This window comes from Lipingzhangella halophila (genome assembly GCF_014203805.1).
GTDB classification, from domain to species: Bacteria; Actinomycetota; Actinomycetes; order Streptosporangiales; family Streptosporangiaceae; genus Lipingzhangella; species Lipingzhangella halophila.
In genome coordinates this window covers 3,827,030-3,842,258 of the sequence record NZ_JACHJT010000001.1, presented here as the reverse complement: position 1 = coordinate 3,842,258, position 15,229 = coordinate 3,827,030, and the positions used below count along the sequence as shown (strand labels likewise).

The window sequence follows — 15,229 nt, the reverse complement described above, 5'->3', positions numbered from 1 at the left end:
ACGCAGTCCGGACGCCGACTGGGCGTAGGAAGGTTTCGCCCGAGGGGCACGGAGATTGTGTTCGGCCAGCTGGTCGAGTCCGCACCCAGTGGGATAGGGCCTCCCCCGGACGCGATGGGCGAGCGCCAGGGTATCCACGCACCTTCGGAGCAGCGCGTCGGGCACGTCGGCAACCATGCTCAGGCTCCTCAGGTCCGAGGTAAGCAAATTCCATCGCGATGAGTAAGGACTCCGGCGCCCGTGCGGTCGACAGCGGCCGGAGCGTCGTCGGTTCGCTTCGCCCAGGGCCGTCAGCCCAGCCGGTCGGCCAGGCGCCGCACGGTGGGGTGGGAGTCAGTATGGCGGCGCACCTCCACACGATAGGTCAGCGGCGGGCTGAGCAGCGGAAGGCACACCGCCCCCGCAGTCGGCGGCGCCCCCAAGCCAGGCTCCACCCAGTTGGGGGTGGCGGAGACACGCATCGGCCACGCGTTCCTCGCCGTGCCGATCCCGGGGCGAGTGCCGCAGCCGGATCGGGGTAGGGCAGGGGTGCCATCTCCGGTCCGGCCACCGGTTGCGATGCCTCCGCTGCGAGCGCACCGCGGGGCCGGGTGCGGAGCGGTTGACGGGGGAAAGGAGTTGTGGAGCTATGGCTTCGAGCGGTCTGGTGCGCACCCGTGACGGGTGGATCGCCGGCGTGTGTGCGGGTCTGGCACGCCGCTTCGGGGTGTCGCCGTTTCTGGTGCGGGTGCTGTTCGTGCTCTCGTGCGTGCTGCCGGGGCCGCAGGTGCTGATCTACCTGGTGATGTGGATCGTGATCCCCAAGGAGACCTGACCGGCACACCGGGGGCCACGCGGAGCCGGGGGCATGGCCTGCCGCGGTCGTCAGGCAGGCGCCGGGCAGGTGCGGGCAGGTGGGCCGCTCGACCGCGCCGCCGCGGTAAGTCTCACCACCATCCAGCCCGTTGGCGCCGACCTGCAGGACCGACGAGCACCGGAGCGCCCGGCTTGAACTGGCCGGGGCCGTCAGCCCATCCGTTCGGCGAGGCGTCGGGCGGTGGGGTGGGAGTCGGTGTGTCGGCGCACCTCCACCCGATTGGTCAGCGGCAGGCTGAGCAACGGAAGGCACACCGTCCCCGGCCCGGCGGAGCCCAGGGGTGCCGCGGCGAATCACGCTGCCGTGCACCGCCTCGACGGTGCTGGCGCTGTCGGTGGGCGCCAAGGGGGTGGTGATGCGCCCGGAGGCACTGTGCCCGGTCACCCGCCAGGCCGCCGCGGCCACCCCCAGGGCCTTTCGCACCCGCCTGACCGCAGGCGAGAAGCCGGCCCGCACACGGATGGCCACCCTGGCCTGCGTCTATGACGCCGAGCCCGCCGCCCGGCGGCCCCACGACGTCATCGCCCCGCCCGGCGGATACCGAGGCCGACGCCGCACCCCCGAGCCCCACGGACGTGGGGATGAACCTGGGCTCAGCCGGCCGTTCGGAGAAGCCGCGCAGGTCGGCGTAGAGCTGTCCGTCAACAAAGGCATCAGCGAGGTTGGTCAGGACGTGGGTGGCGAGCACGGTCTTGTCGACACCGCCTGGTCCCCAGATGATGACCAGCTCGCGGCGCTGACGCTGCACAGTGTGCTGCTCAAGGCACGCGAGCCGGGCGAGTTCAGCGGTCCGGTTGGTCCAGTGGGGCGGGGCTGAGGGAAGCTCCCGGGGCACTGGTGGCTGCCATGCGGGGGGCACGGTGACGTCGCCGTGCACCGCGTGGGCCTGCACGACGGCACTGGAGATGGTGGCGGCTGAGGTGGGGGTCATGACTCGGTCTGCGGGGGTTCGCTGGTCGTTTGCGGGCAGACGGAACCGATGGCGAGGAGACGGTCGCGTTTGTCTGCGGGAACGGTGTTCCATTCTTTGTGGTGGCGCCGTAGCCAGTCATAGAGACCGAAAGGGCCGTGTTCGTCGGCGGGTTTGTGGTGTGGGGGCACCCGAAGGTGTCCGTTGCGCGCGTAGAACTGGTGCGCGAACCCATAGGCGCGTTCCCACCGTTGTTCATAGTTCCTGCGTTGGCGTTCTCTTTTGGCTTCTTTCCAGTCCCATCACATGCCCAGGGAATCATAGAACGCGAAGTCTTCTTCGGTGAGTGTTCCGTCGGTGTGGGCTTTTCTTGTTTGTGCGATGTTGCGGCCAAGCCGCGCTCCGTCTTTGGTGACGAAATCGTTGTCGACAAGGAGGTCGCCGTGCTCTTCGTGATGGTCGAGGACAGCCTGGCGTAATGTGCGCTCGCGTTCATCTGTGGGGCTCCACACCATACCGATCGACTCCCAAAAGTCGATGTCGGATTGGGTGTATTTGTTGTTCTTGTATTCCTGGCGGATGGTGTTGATGAAGTCTGCAAGCGTGGACCCTGTGGGGGTGCTCCAGGTATAGGGGACGTTGAGGTGGCCGTAGGTGAGGTAGAAGTCCATGGCCGCGCGGACGAGGTCGTGGCGGCTCGCCCGCGTTGAGTGCCAGGTCATCCCCATGTCGGTGAGCCGGGTGATGGTGCGATCGCATATGCCCCGGTGGTAGCGGTTGATCGCGGCCCGCACCCATTTGCCCAGGCGAAGCCCGCCGGGGGTGACGTGCTCGACGGGCACTCGCAGGTGCCCGTGCTCGGCGTGGAAACGGTGCAGGGCGCCGAAGTACTCCTCCTCAGCGGGGGCGAGCGTGCGCATGGCGCGCAGGCTGATCGCGGAGGCGAACTCCGCAGGCACCGGCACCCCGCGCACGTGCCACCACTCCGGCACGCGGTAGGGCCCAGCGTCCTCGCCTGGTTCGCGGGCGCCGTACGTGCGCAGCTGGTGGCTGGCCTGGTCGAACAGGCTCGTGCTCATCGAGGCCAGGGCGCGCAGTGTGGACCAGACCACCGACCATGCGGGCGAGTCCAACGCGTGCTCTCCGTTGTCCTGTTCGCCCAGAAGCACCGGCAGGATGAACGTCGCGGTCTTGTCCGGGCGCTCAGGATCAGGGCGCAGTGCGCGGCTGAACATCTGCACCGCCAACGTGACTGAGGTGATGGGGTGGGTGAGCACCACCGTGTCGCAGCCGGGCGCGTCAAACCATCGCGAAACAGGGCGACGTTGGTCAGGAACCGTTTGGTGGCCGGCTCAGCGGGCGCGCTGAACTGTTCGAGCACGCGTGCGCGGGTGCGCCCTGTGTGGGTGCCGTTGAGGTGGCGCGCCCACACCGTGCCCTGCCATTCCGGGATCAGCTCGGGGATGTGGGCAAGGCTGGTCGCCCACAACCGTGCGTGGCTCACCCGGGGGCGGAACGTCAGCGCCCGCTGGGCGTCGAACTCGATCATCGCCTTCAATGAGGCCAGCTGCATCGCGGCGACGTCCGCGGACAGCGCCCCGCGGCCCACCTCCAGGTGCGTGGCCTGGTCCACAAGCTGGCGCACCTGCCCACGGGTGACCACCGGGGTGATCACCCTAAACGGCGCGAGCAGGCCCCGTTCGATCGCCTCAGCGAAGGTGAGCTCAAAGGCACGGCGGCCAAACGTTGCCGCATCGGCCATGTCGCCGGTCAGAACGGTGTCGCCGCTGGTGGCGCGCGGGGTGAGGATGCGCGGGGTGGCGGTGGTGTACTTGCGACGGCGGGCCGGGACGCAGGCATCATCGTGAATGCGCGCCCACTTGCCCTGGCCCACGAGGTAGTGGGCCTCATCAGCCACCACCAGATCCCACGGGCCCAGCCCTCGTTGATGGGTCTCGATAAGCGTGGGCAGGGACCCATAGGTCGAGAACACCGTGACCCGGCCGGGGCCCCGTGCGAGCGCTTCCACGCACGCAGCGGAGGTGGTCACCGTGAGATCGATACCCCCCAGACGCCCATCGCTGGTAATAGCGGAGTCGCTGCAGACGATCACGACGCGGCCCAGCCCCGCATCACCGGCCACCCGGTACTCCGCCAGCGCCTGGACCAGCAGGTTGATCCGTGGGGCCGCGACCAGCACCCGACCCTCATTCCTAAGGAGCGCATCCACCACGGCACGCCCGATGCGGGTTTTGCCGGTGCCGCACGCCAACACGTCATGGACCCGCGACTCTTCATTACTGAACGCCTTCAGCGACGCCTCGACCGCCTCGATCTGATGCGGGCGCAGGTAGGGCACGCAACCTCCACTCCTGACGGGTCTGCACAGACCCAGCGTTGTCCGGGACAGACCAGCGCTAGTCCGTCCTCGCTCCCATCGCGTTGGCGATCGCGATCGCGGTCGCGGTGACCTTCCTCGTGAACAGGAAGAAGATCGCCACAATGCTCACGATCACCAAAAAGAGGAGGCCGAGGAAGCCACCTAGGAAATCGGCCAGTCCCTCGGTGTCGGGGGCCTCCGCGGCAGCGAACGTGGCGAGGGGCACCCCCGTGGGGCCCGGACGGCGAGAGGGCTCATTCGGTGCGGCCGATTCCGCCGTAGAGCCAGACCCGTTCCGGGTCTGTGGGGGCGATGCCCGGTCGCCAGTTCATGATCAACGGCAGACCCGGGGGAACCAGTCTGAACCCTGTAAAAATGCCCGCGATGTCCTGGTAGCTGCGCAGCACCATTGGCGCTGTGGCCTGCTCGTAGATTGCGGTGATCTCCGCAGCGGTCTCCGGCGTGGTCGCATCCTGCGACAAGTGCGAGAGGGCCAGGTGGGATCCGGTCGGCATGTGCGCGCGGTAGGCGGCGACGATCGACTGGGGGTCCTCAGGGATGAAATGGAAGACCGCCACGCTGAGCAACGCCCATGGCTGGGTGAAATCGATCAGCTGACGCGTATCGGGGTGGTTGAGCACCGTGTCAACGTCACGTAGGTCGGCGGTGATCACCCGGGTGTGGGGGTTGTCGGCCAGCAGCGCCTGGCCGTGGGCGAGCACGATGGGGTCGTTGTCGACGTAGACCACCCGCGTCTCCGGAGCGATGGCGTGGGCGACCTGGTGCACGTTGTCCTGGGTGGGCAGCCCGGACCCCAGGTCGATGATCTGGCGAATTCCGGCCTCGTTCACCAGGTACTCGACGACCCGGCGCAGGAAAGCCCGATTCTCGTGGACAACCAGGCGTGCATTGGGCTCATGTGTCAGCGCTCGGGCGGCGGCGTCGCGGTCGACCTGGTAGTTGTCCTTGCCGTAGAGCAGCGCGTCGTAGATCCGTGCCGGGGTGGGCCGGTCGGTGGGGATATCCGGCGGGAAAGTGGGCCGGGGCTCATACGTCATTATCAAGGGCCTGTCGTTGTGGGGGTAGGTGGTGCTGGTGGCCGCACCCCGTCCGGGACGGAGAGCACCCGTACGGGAGCCGGCGGGGCGCGGCCAGGGGGAGCTCCGGGGGCGGGTTATTGCGATAATACGGGTGGGAGAGGGGAGTGGTCAGGGCGGGCGCGTAGCCGGCTTGGGCCAGTGCCTGCCCTGCGCGGTAGCCCCGCAGGGGATGGACCAGCTGGTAGCAGTCCATGGCCCGGGTGAGCGCTGCGGCCAGTGGGCGCACACGCCGGTCCCCGAACTGCGGGTCCACCAGGAGGGTGCGCGCTACAAGGAATGGTGCTGTGGCGTGGGAATCGGTGGTGAGGACGACGTTGCCGTTCTCCAGGAGCGCGAGCAGCGCCAGGTTGTATCCGGCGTCCTCAGCGCGGTGCATGCGCTGCTCTGCCACCTCGGATTCCACCCACATGGAGAGTGCTTCGGGAACGCCGCCGGTGGTGGTGACCCAGCGCTCTACCACCTCAGGGGTGAGGCGCACCTGGTCGATTACGTGCAGTACCTCGGTGAAATCACGCAGGCATCGACTCACGCGCGCTATGGCTGGGCGCACCTGAGCAGGGGTGCACCAGTGGGTGGCTTTCTCGCCGCGTCGATTCTCGTCGGTCTCCCAGCTAGCCGGGATGCACTCTTCAAGATCGACGGCGTCGAGGGCGTCGGCGAGTTCAGCAGCCACCGCGACCAGGTAGGGCGCCACCTGAGGGCACGCCAACGATGTCTCCTCCGCCATGATCAGCCTCCAATGTCGTGGGCGTGGTCTTTTCTTGCAGGGGCCATCCGGGGGCGCGTGCCGCTATCGGTCGGTCTGCGCCAAAGCCGGAGGGAACGTTTCTCGGTTATCGCGGCCTGTCGTGTTCGTCGTTGAGTGATGGAGTCGCCGCGCCCTACCGAATGGGCAGGACGAGATCCGAGGAGACGGTGGCGCGCGATCAGGGGAAGGCGTAGCGGGAGAGGGGACCCAGCCCGGCCTTCTGCCGCGGGGCAGACGGAGGCCCAACGCCAGGAGCTGCTCGGATGAGGGTGGGCCTCTGGGCCTAAGGGCCTGACGGTGCGGGTGTCCGCGGTCGCGGTCGCGGATCCGGGCGTGGGGGTCATTGGTGCGCCTCTGTCGACTCGACGAACGCAGCCGAGGATGAAAACCGGTGTCTCCGGTGTCTGCGGCTTGAGGGCGCGTGAGCGCGTGGGTGAGGGCGGCGAGGGTGGTGTGTGGGCTCGGAAGGTCGGTGGGCAGGTGCGCGCCGTGAAGCTGGGCGCGCAGCTGGGCGCGTAGTTCCAGCGTGGCGATGGAGGAGATCCCTAGTTCCCCCAGCGGGGTGTGGGCGTCGAGGTTCTCGGGGTGGCAGCCCAGGATGCGGGCCACGAGCTGGACCAGGGCTGTGTGCACCGCGGCGTGGTCGCCGGAGGACACCGCGGCCTGCAGGCCCACCTCGCAGGGCGCGGCATCGGTGGTGGCGGGGCCGTGGTGCCAGGCCACGGGCAACCGCACCGGTGCCAGGCCACGGGCAACCGCACCGGTGCTTGGCGAACGTAGGGCCAGTGCTGGGGCGGGTGGCCGTGGGCGTAGAGGTGGGCGAGCTGGCTCAGCAGCGCCGTGTCGTCGCTCTGACTGTGATGTCCGGCCGCGACGACCTGTGGCGGGTCGGACTGCGTTTCGGTGAGGGTGTCGCGCACTCCTGGGGCCAGGGTGGAGCGCCCGGCCAACTCGACCCACGTGGCGCCGGGATAGGCGGCGGCGACGGCGTGCACGGTGGGCAGGAACGCGACCGGTTGGCGCATCTGCTTGGCCCAGTAGGCGCCATCCAAGGGGGTACCCAGGTGTGCGTGGTGGCCCAGTGCGGTGGGCCACATCGGGATCTCGGCCGGGCGCGGGTCGAGGTCGGACAGCTCTTCACGAAGCCGCTCGGCGGCGCGGGCTACCAGCGGGGAGTGCGCGGGGACGTCATCGGCGACCCGTCGGGCCTCGACACCGCGGGCGTCCATCTCGGCCTGCACCGACCTCAGAGGGCGTTTCGTGAGTTGATGTCCCCTTCACCGTCGGAGGCGGTGTGGCTGGCCGCGCTGATCCTGATCCCGGGGAGTTGCGCAGCGTCGCCGCGCCGTATGTGATCTTCGGCAACCTGGTCACCATCGGCTACTTCTTCATCGCCGCATCCCTGTTCCTCGACAAGGACGAGCGCACCATCGACGCCCTCGTGGTCACCCCTTTGCCGTTCGCCTCCTACCTCGCGGCCAAGGTCACCAGCCTCACCGCGCTGAGCGCCGCGCTGGCGCTGGCCCTCGCTGTGCTCACCCACGGCGGGAGCTTCGACCCCCGGGCGCTGCTGGCGGGCCTGGTCCCCGCGACAGCGCTGGTGCTGCTGGTCAGCTTCACCAGCGCGACCACCTACACGGCGTTCACCGACTGGCTGCTGCCCTCGCTGGGATGGCTGACCGCACTCAGCCTCCCCCTGCTGCACCACAGCGGGCTGTGGGAGCATCCGCTCTTCTCCCTCATCCCCACCCACGGACCGCTGATGCTGCTGGACGGCGCCTTCGACCAGGCCGATCCCACCACCGGCCAATGGGCATACGCCCTTCTCTACCCGCTGGTCTGGATCGGGGTCCTCGGCGCGCTGGCCCAGCGGTCCTTCACCCGCCGTATCGTCACCGGAGAAGGGACACCGGCATGATCACCACGGCGTTGGCCTTCGGCCGTGCCGACCTGGCCAACATCCGGCGCGATCCCATGCTTCGCTTCGTTCCCGTGATTCCCGTGGCCTTCACAGCCCTGATCGCCGGCGGGCTGCCCGAACTCACCGAGACACTGCACCGCCGCTTCGCCGTTGATCTGGCCCCCACCAGCCGCTCATCGTCTCCGTCGTGCTCATCCTCTGCACCACCCTGATGCTCGCCGCGCTGGCCGGGCTGCACATGGTCGAAGAGAAAGACACCGGCACCCTGCACGCGCTGCGCGTCACGCCACCGTCGGTGTCCGGACTGGCCGCCTACCGCGGCGGCACCGTCTCCGCCGTCACCCTGGCCTACGTCGCCGCCGCGCTGGCCATCAGCGGCCCTTTCGACACACGGCTGCTGCCGGCCATCCTCGCCGCCGGGCTGTGCGCCGGACTTCTCACCGCCATGATCATGGCCCTGCTCACCCTGGTCAGCGCCACCAAACTTGAGGCCATCGCGCACCTGAAGATCGTCGCGATGCTCGTGGCCGCACCCCCGGCCGCGGCCTGGTTCATCCCGGCCCCAGCCCAGTACCTCTTCGCAGTGCTGCCAACGTATTGGCCGGTCAAGATCTACTGGATCGCCATCGACGACGGTACCGCCTGGCCCTACGCCCTGATCGGCACCACCTACTGCGCGCTGCTTCTCCTCCTCCTGCTCGCGACCATCAACCGGCGCCTGGGATAGGACCACACCACTCCAACGCGCACCACGTGAAAGCAGAAGTCGGGCGTACCCGGATGATTCCAGGTGTTCTGACCCACAGGACAAGTCAATGACACAACACCTGGAAACGGCCTCTTAGGGAATGGGCGACAGCTTCGACGAGCCCAACCTCAGTATCCGCGATCCAGGTCGACGACACCGACAAGCTCCTCGCCTGCCATCCAACGCCGGACATTCCCGGTCAGTCGCTGGTGGAACCCCCGCAGCGTCATTGCCGCGTCGGCTACGTGCGGCGTCACGATGACCCTGGGGTTTCCCCACAGTGGATGGGACGCTGGGAGTGGCTCTGGGTCGGTCACATCGAGGCCTGCGCCGGCAATGCTGGCGCTGTCCAGTGCCCTGACGAGCGCCTCGGTGTCCACGATGGGACCGCGCGCGACGTTGATGAGCCAGGCGGTTTGCTTCATCGCATCGAGCTCGGCCGAGCCGACCAGATGACGGGTGTCGGAGGTTTGTGGGGCGGCGACAACCACATGGTCCACTGCCTCCCAGAAATCGCCGATCTCCGCTATGGGTCGGGTTTCGACAGCTCCGGGCACGGGACGACCGCCGCGATTCACGACCCAGGCCTCTGCGCCCAGAGCAGCGAGGGCCGGGATCAGGGCGCGGGCGATACTTCCGCCTCCGACGATTCCCACCACGGTCCCGGCCAGAGTCCCCACGCGGGGCAATAGGTCCGTCCTGGCCCATTCCGTGGACCGAAGACTCTCCGGAAGCAGCCGGACCCCCGCCAGCAGCAACGTCAGCGCGTGTTCGGCCACCGGAGTCGCGCACACCCCTACGGCTGACGTCCACACGCGCGCTCGGTCGATGATCCCTGCCGCCACCCATCGTTCGACGCCAGCGGAGGGAAGCTGTACCCACTCGATGCCAGCAGGAAGCGACCGCGGGAAACTAGCCAGATCAGTCCATGCGGTCCAGGCGAGAGCCTGGGCGTCGGCGAGGTCAACCACGACAGCACCCGCCTGGCGAACCATCTCGACAATAGCCTCGTCCGCGTCCGGCGCGACGGCGAGGCGCAACGGTTCTGACCGCACGCGCTACGCCCCCCTTCTCCGCCAATTGACCCTGATGATGCACCGACGTGTTCGTCGGGTTCCCCCGGCGTGGGGTTGGTTCAAGGGTGTCACCTCACCCGCACGACCCTTCACTCCCTGGTCGGCAAGGAGGGCGCCGAACCGGTCGCACCCCCTGTCGTGCTGCCCGACCACCCCGCCTACCAGCAGATTATGGACGCCTTCGGCGACCTCGCCCGGCTGCTGCGTGCTCGCGACCTGTGCCAAGCCTTGGACCTGCCCATCGTGTCCAAGAACGTCGAGAACATCCGCTCCACGCTCAAGCGCCTGGTCAGCCGCGGCATCCTCGTCGTGACCGGACCGGGCTTGTTCTCCCAGCACCGCGAGGGGCTCAAGGTGCTCATCACCCAGGCCTTCGAGGACTCCCAGGGCACCTACGGCTACCGGCGCGTCCATGCCCAGCTGGAGCGCTGGGGCGGGCCGGGCCGGAGCTGGTACAGCCACCTCATGCGCGTGCTGGGGTTGGTGCCCTGCCGGCCCGGGCCCCGGCGCCGGGGCTGACCGCCCAAGAGGAGCCCGGCGCGATCGCCGAGCTGGTGGTCCGCGACTTCCACGCGCCCGAGCCCGGGCGCAAGCTGGTCGGCGACATCACCTACATCCCGACGTGGGAGGGGTGGCTGTACTTGGCGACCGTGATCGACTGCTGCACCAAGGAGGCGGAACATGCGGCCGACCCCCATCGCTGCGGTGGGCGACCACGCCACATGTCCGAGCGGGTTCCTTGTAGCGTCGCGGGCCTCGCGGCCGGGATCGCGGTGGCCGACCCGGCACTGTGGTCGCGGGGTTCTGCGCGGAGCACGGGCACCACTCGACGAACCCACCGGGAGGAACCCACGAGGCGGACCTGCCGACGTGAAGCAGTACGGAGTCACGGCCCCCTCAGGGAGTCGTGAGGGGCTGCCCGAGCGTCCGCTGAGGCGAGAACTCATACGCGGTCTTCCCCAGGACGACGGGCGGGCCCCGCCTCTGCCCGGGCGCTGCGGGGGGAGCCGTGGACGTGTACGACGCGTTCGAAACGGGCGAGCGTCTCGGTGCGGTGCGATGCGGCGAGTACGGTGCCGTCGAACTCGGCGATGACCTCGGAGACGATGCGCTCGGTCTCCGGGTCGAGGCTCGCGGTGATTTCGTCCACCAGCAGCACGCGCGGTCGCCGGATGAGCGCACGGGCCAGGCACAGGCGCGCCTGCTGCCCGCCGGAGAGGCGGAGTCCGCCTTCTCCCAGCTCCTCGTCGAGATCGGCCCAGCCGCTGGCGCCGACGCGTTCGAGCACGGCGGACAGTTCCGTGTCGGGGCGCGGCCGGGTCCCGCGCAGGAGGTTGTCGCGGACGGTGCCATGGAACAGCCGGGCGTCCTGCTCGACCAGTGCCACGGCGCCGCGGAACGCCTCGTCGTCGAGTTCGGTGACCGGGACGGCCGTGCCGTCGGCGGCGACGAGCTCGACGGTTCCCGCCGACGGGTCCCACAGGCGGGCCGCGAGCGCGATGATCGTGCTCTTGCCCGCCCCGGACGGTCCGGCGAGGCCGACATGCTCACCGGGTGCCACGTCGGTCGACCAACCCTCCAGCGTCGGCCACCGGTCGTCGTAGGCGAACGAGACCGCGCGGAACCGGATGCCGAGGGGGCCGCTGGGGACCTCCTGCGGCCGGTCGGGCGAGGATACGACCGGCGGGCGGGTGATACCGGAACCGACGCGCCGCGCGCTCGCGGTAAGGGGGTGGAGCTGGGTCAGGACCGCGGTGGCCTCGGTGACGGCTGTCACACCCGCGAGGGCGAGGGCCACGAGCGCGGGCAGGACCGCCGGGGACAGGCGTGCGTCGGCGGGGCCGGAGAGCACGCCCGTGGCTGCGGCGCTGACGGCGATGACCCCGATCACGACGGCGGTGACGATCAGCTCGCGCACCCCGGCGGGCAGCTGGGAGAGCAGTTCCCGCCGGCGGGTGACCGCGGCCGCGCGCGCGGTGGCCGTGGCGGTCTCGGCGATGATCCGCGGCGCGAGGCCGTAGCCGAGCACCTCGCGCAGGGCGCCGAGCGCGTCGACGGTCTGTGCCGAGAGGGTTTCGCGGTCCTGTTGCTCCCGCTCGCCGGTCCGCCTGGCGGCCCCGGCCCAGCACAGCGCCGTCCCCGCGACCAGCGCACTGCCGACGGACATCACCAGCGCCGCCTCGGGCAACAGGAACAGGGTGGCGGCGAAGGAGGCGAGGAAGACGGTCAGAGAGGCGCCCAACTGGGCCACGGTGTGGGCGTAGAAGAACTCGAGCTTCTCGATGTCGCCCATCGCGACGGCCGCCGCGCGCCCGGAGTGCTCGCGGCGGCGGGCGGGAACGCTGCGCGCGTAGGCGTCGAAGAGCGCCATCCGCAGGCGGGCCAGCACACGGTAGGCCAGGGCGTGGGACACGTCCATCTCCTGCCAGGTGAACAGGGCCCGTAGCAGTACGAGCCCGACGGCGGCAGCCCACCAGAGCGGTCCGGGCGGTGTCCGCTCAACGATCGCGTGGCCGACCGCCCAGGCCGTCAGCACCGCCAGACCGGCGAGGCCCAAGGCGCTCGCGGTAGCGACGAGATAGCTGGCGAGCATGCCGCGCCATTCGGGGCGCAGCGCGGGCAGGAGTCGGCCGAAGGTGCGCAGCGCTGCACGGGTACTCACGGAACGCTCCTGTCCAGACGGCCCGCATCCAGCCGCAGCACGGTCGGCACGTCCGCGAGGGCCTCGGGGCGGTGGGTGATCATGATGACGATGCGGTCGCGCGCCACCCGGTGCAGCGTCTCGACGACGTCCGCGGCGCGGTCGGAGTCGAGCGCGCTGGTCGGCTCGTCGACCAGAAGGACCGGGCGGTGCGCGAGCAGCGCCCTGGCCAGGGCGAGGCGCTGGCGCTGGCCGCCGGACAGACTCGAGCCGGCCTCGGCGACCTCGGTGTCGAAGCCGTGCGCGAGCGCGCGCATCTCCTCCAGCACCCCGGCCGCGCGGCACGCCCGGACCAGGTCCGCCTCTCCGGCTGCGGTTCCGGTGACGTCGAGGTTCTCCCGGATCGTCCCGGCGAAGAGCACGGGACGCTGGGAGACGACGGCGATGTCCCGGGTGCCCAGCGGTCGGCCGTCCAACTCGATCCGGCCGGTGGCCGGGGCGAGGAACCCCAGCAGGAGGTCGAAGAGGGTCGACTTCCCCGCCCCCGACGGCCCGATGATCGCGCTCAATTCGCCGCGGCGGGCCGTCAGGTCGAGGCCGCTGATCACGTCGGACCTCGTGCCCGGGTACCGGAAACTCAGATCCGACACCCGCAGCACCGCGGCGGAAGGGGCGGGCGCGTCGGCGCCGTCCCCGTCCGCGGCCTCCGGAGCGGGGCCTGCCGCCTCCTCGCGGCGCACCGGGCCGAACGCGCCGATCTCCTGCAGCCCGGGGATCGCGGTGAGTCCGAGGAAGCCCGCATGCCAATGGCGTGAGAGCTCCCGGACCGGCCGGAACGCCTCCGAGCCGAGCAGCAGGACGAGATAGACCTCCCCCGCGGGCGGCTGCCCCGATACCGCGCCCCAGACGGCCACCCCGGCGGCTGCGACGATGCCGCCCTGGACGGCGAGATCCGTGACCGCGGTCTCGGCCAGACCCGAGCGCATGACCCGTTCCGTGGCCCGGCGCAGCGCCTCCGAGCGGGCGTGCAGGCGTGCGCGGGTCCCCGACACGTCGCCGAGTGTCCGCAGCGTCGCCATCCCCCGCAGGGATTCGAGCACTTCGGCGCTGAGCGACTCGTAGCTGTCCCAGTGGTCGAGCCCGCGCCGGGCGATCATGCGCTTCCACGCCATCGGTCCGAACACGGCCAGCAGGACCGTGGCGGCGACACCCGCCGCGGCCCACGGCGACAGGAGCGCGAGGAGGGCGACCACGAGCGGGCATGCGACGGCTACCTGCACGACGGCGGGGATGTACTTCGAGACGTAGGCGTCAGTGCCGTCGACGCCGTCGCCCAGACTCGCCCGCACAGTGCCGTCCCGGACGGCGGTGTCGTGCAGACGCTCCGGCACCAGCGCGGACGCCATCGCACGGCGGCGCACGGCCTGCCTGACCCGGCCTCCCAGCCCGGCGGCGGCCGCCGTCTGCGCCAGGGACGCCAGCAGCCTCAGCACCGCGATCCCGAAGATCAGCAGCAACGCGAAGAGGACGTCCTGCGGCCGCCCGCCCAGCACCGCCGACATCGACCAGGCGATCGCCGCGGCCTGGGCGAGGTGCGTGGAGAACGCAAGCAGCAGCAACGCGACGCTCGACAGCAGCGCGGCGGGGAACCGTGCGGCCTCGCGCCACAAGGGGCCGACGATCATCATGGGCCGGTCTCCGTCGCGACGCGTCGCCTACCGGGCAGTGCCGCCAGGGCGTGGATGGTCCAGTGCCCGTCCTCAGCGGCGAACCCCGAGACCGGCCGGCTCCGCCAGTCGCCGGTGGCGGCATCGGCGTAGCAGATGGCGGCTGCGGCGCGGTGGGCGTCCCAGACCGCCGCGGCCAACTCGGCCGCGGCGGCGCCGCTGGGGATCGACCAAGTGTGCAGGCGGGTCGCGCCGCGGACCCAGGCTTGTGCGGAGGCTGCGGCGGTGCGGTCGGCGGCGGCGCCGCCCCTGGCCCCCGATTCGAGGAACTCGGTGATACCGGGTGATCGCCGAGCGGCGAGCGCGTCGCGGTGCCGGGGGCCGATCGTTCGCGACCGCGGGAGCGCGACCGCCGCGAGCGGAATCTCCGGCGCGAGCCGGCGGGCGAGCCACCGCCGCGGTTCGGCGGCGGGCGGCACGCCCAGCAGCGCGCGCAGAGCGGCGCCGGGACCGAGCCGCACGGCGAGCCGCTCCGGAGCGTAGAGGAACTCCACGGCGGCGAGGGCGTATGCGGTGTCGGCTGTCCACAGCGGCCACGCCCGGTGCCGGTACCGGCCGAAGCTTCGTCCCGGCTGCACCGTCAGGACCAGGTGGGTGCCGTCGGCGGGGCGGTCGGCCGCGCTGGTCCAGCCGGCCGCGCGGTCGGCTGCGTCGTCGCGCTTCACGAGCGTGTCCTGCTCCATGTCGTAGGCGTACCGGCCGGGCGCGAGGCCGTCGGCGCCGGGACCGACGACGATGTGGGTCTGCACCGGATAGGCGGCGCCGGCCGAGGGCACGGGCCGCCTGTGGATGCCGGTCGGGGTTCCGTCGGGCAGGCGGTGGAGGCCGCCGGAGTGCCAGAGCGCGTCGAGGAGTGCGCGTTCCCGGTCGGGGACGGCGACCGGTTCGGCGCTGGCCGCCCGCCACGGATTGGCGCGCGGGCCGGGCGGTCGCGGTTCGCCCGGCGAGTCGGGGGTGAAGGCCCGGGCCAGGGCGGTGGGAAGATCCGTTGGACCCCCGCAGGAGGAGTGGAACACGGTGTGGTGGGAGGCGGCGCGACGAGGGTCCGTGCCGGGGCGGGCGGAACCGCGGTGCTCGTGCGCGGTGCCGGGAGGCGGATCGGTGCGGGGCATGGTCGGCTCT

The 15,229-nt window shown here is 70.5% G+C and carries 16 protein-coding genes and 2 pseudogenes; 5 read left to right on the top strand and 13 right to left on the bottom strand.

The annotated features are described in order from the left end of the window. Positions 1–290: 290 nt before the first annotated feature. Positions 291–461 (bottom strand): hypothetical protein, encoded by a 171-nt coding sequence (locus F4561_RS17740; protein ID WP_184580478.1) that lies wholly within the window; start codon positions 459–461, stop codon positions 291–293. Between the two features lie 167 nt (positions 462–628). Between F4561_RS17740 and F4561_RS17735 the strand changes: the two genes are divergently transcribed. Both F4561_RS17735 and F4561_RS17730 read left to right on the top strand, forming a co-directional pair. Next, positions 629–814 (top strand): PspC domain-containing protein, encoded by a 186-nt coding sequence (locus tag F4561_RS17735; RefSeq protein WP_184580476.1) that lies wholly within the window; start codon positions 629–631, stop codon positions 812–814. 322 nt (positions 815–1,136) lie between these two features. After that, positions 1,137–1,673, top strand: coding sequence for a hypothetical protein (locus F4561_RS17730; RefSeq protein WP_184580474.1), 537 nt, complete (start codon positions 1,137–1,139; stop codon positions 1,671–1,673). Positions 1,674–1,783: 110 nt separating this feature from the next. Here F4561_RS17730 and F4561_RS34010 read toward each other — a convergent pair. The 8 genes and pseudogenes from F4561_RS34010 to F4561_RS34000 form a co-directional block, all read right to left on the bottom strand. Further along, positions 1,784–2,011, bottom strand: a pseudogene (locus tag F4561_RS34010) (helicase associated domain-containing protein); the annotation flags it as partial. Between the two features lie 57 nt (positions 2,012–2,068). Further along, a complete protein-coding gene (locus F4561_RS17720) occupies positions 2,069–2,845 on the bottom strand; it encodes a helicase associated domain-containing protein (protein WP_184580472.1) in 777 nt (258 codons plus the stop codon). Then, entirely contained in the window at positions 2,842–4,125 is a 1,284-nt protein-coding gene (locus F4561_RS17715; RefSeq protein ID WP_184580470.1) for a DEAD/DEAH box helicase family protein, read from the bottom strand. The genes F4561_RS17720 and F4561_RS17715 overlap by 4 nt, the downstream gene beginning before the upstream one ends. Before the next feature lie 58 nt (positions 4,126–4,183). Further along, positions 4,184–4,372 carry a hypothetical protein gene (locus F4561_RS17710; RefSeq protein WP_184584261.1) on the bottom strand — a complete coding sequence of 63 codons (189 nt, stop codon included), beginning with the start codon at positions 4,370–4,372 and terminating at the stop codon, positions 4,184–4,186. 28 nt (positions 4,373–4,400) lie between these two features. Next, positions 4,401–5,204, bottom strand: a complete 804-nt coding sequence (locus F4561_RS17705) for an SAM-dependent methyltransferase (protein ID WP_184580468.1) — start codon at positions 5,202–5,204, stop codon at positions 4,401–4,403. Then, positions 5,194–5,973: a hypothetical protein gene (locus F4561_RS17700; RefSeq protein ID WP_184580466.1), complete on the bottom strand. Its 780-nt coding sequence runs from the start codon at positions 5,971–5,973 to the stop codon at positions 5,194–5,196. Before F4561_RS17700 ends, F4561_RS17705 begins: the two co-directional genes overlap by 11 nt. A 63-nt stretch (positions 5,974–6,036) precedes the next feature. Continuing rightward, positions 6,037–6,627 carry an acyl carrier protein gene (locus F4561_RS34005; RefSeq protein ID WP_184580464.1) on the bottom strand — a complete coding sequence of 197 codons (591 nt, stop codon included), beginning with the start codon at positions 6,625–6,627 and terminating at the stop codon, positions 6,037–6,039. After that, entirely contained in the window at positions 6,540–7,223 is a 684-nt protein-coding gene (locus F4561_RS34000) for an acyltransferase domain-containing protein (protein ID WP_376773697.1), read from the bottom strand. Before F4561_RS34000 ends, F4561_RS34005 begins: the two co-directional genes overlap by 88 nt. A gap of 65 nt (positions 7,224–7,288) precedes the next feature. Here F4561_RS34000 and F4561_RS17685 point away from each other — a divergent pair, with 65 nt between their 5' ends. Continuing rightward, positions 7,289–7,912 carry a fluoroquinolone export ABC transporter permease subunit gene (locus tag F4561_RS17685; protein WP_184580460.1) on the top strand — a complete coding sequence of 208 codons (624 nt, stop codon included), beginning with the start codon at positions 7,289–7,291 and terminating at the stop codon, positions 7,910–7,912. Continuing rightward, positions 7,804–8,642 (top strand): annotated as a pseudogene (locus F4561_RS34190) (Rv2686c family ABC transporter permease subunit). Before F4561_RS17685 ends, F4561_RS34190 begins: the two are co-directional and overlap by 109 nt. A 149-nt stretch (positions 8,643–8,791) precedes the next feature. Here the strand turns inward: F4561_RS34190 and F4561_RS17670 are convergent. Further along, positions 8,792–9,718: an NAD(P)-dependent oxidoreductase gene (locus F4561_RS17670; protein WP_221445526.1), complete on the bottom strand. Its 927-nt coding sequence runs from the start codon at positions 9,716–9,718 to the stop codon at positions 8,792–8,794. 69 nt (positions 9,719–9,787) lie between these two features. On the opposite strand from F4561_RS17670, the gene F4561_RS17665 reads away from it, so the two are divergent. Next, a complete protein-coding gene (locus tag F4561_RS17665; RefSeq protein ID WP_184580454.1) occupies positions 9,788–10,258 on the top strand; it encodes an IS3 family transposase in 471 nt (156 codons plus the stop codon). Between the two features lie 424 nt (positions 10,259–10,682). Here the strand turns inward: F4561_RS17665 and F4561_RS17660 are convergent, their stop codons facing one another. Genes F4561_RS17660 through F4561_RS17650 form a run of 3 tightly spaced genes read right to left on the bottom strand, consistent with a single transcriptional unit; the run spans position 10,683 to position 15,219 of the window. Beyond that, a complete protein-coding gene (locus F4561_RS17660; RefSeq protein ID WP_184580452.1) occupies positions 10,683–12,401 on the bottom strand; it encodes an ABC transporter ATP-binding protein in 1,719 nt (572 codons plus the stop codon). Beyond that, a complete protein-coding gene (locus tag F4561_RS17655) occupies positions 12,398–14,068 on the bottom strand; it encodes an ATP-binding cassette domain-containing protein (RefSeq protein WP_184580450.1) in 1,671 nt (556 codons plus the stop codon). Before F4561_RS17655 ends, F4561_RS17660 begins: the two co-directional genes overlap by 4 nt. Next, a complete protein-coding gene (locus tag F4561_RS17650) occupies positions 14,065–15,219 on the bottom strand; it encodes a nitroreductase family protein (protein ID WP_184580448.1) in 1,155 nt (384 codons plus the stop codon). The genes F4561_RS17655 and F4561_RS17650 overlap by 4 nt, the downstream gene beginning before the upstream one ends. Positions 15,220–15,229: the final 10 nt, after the last annotated feature.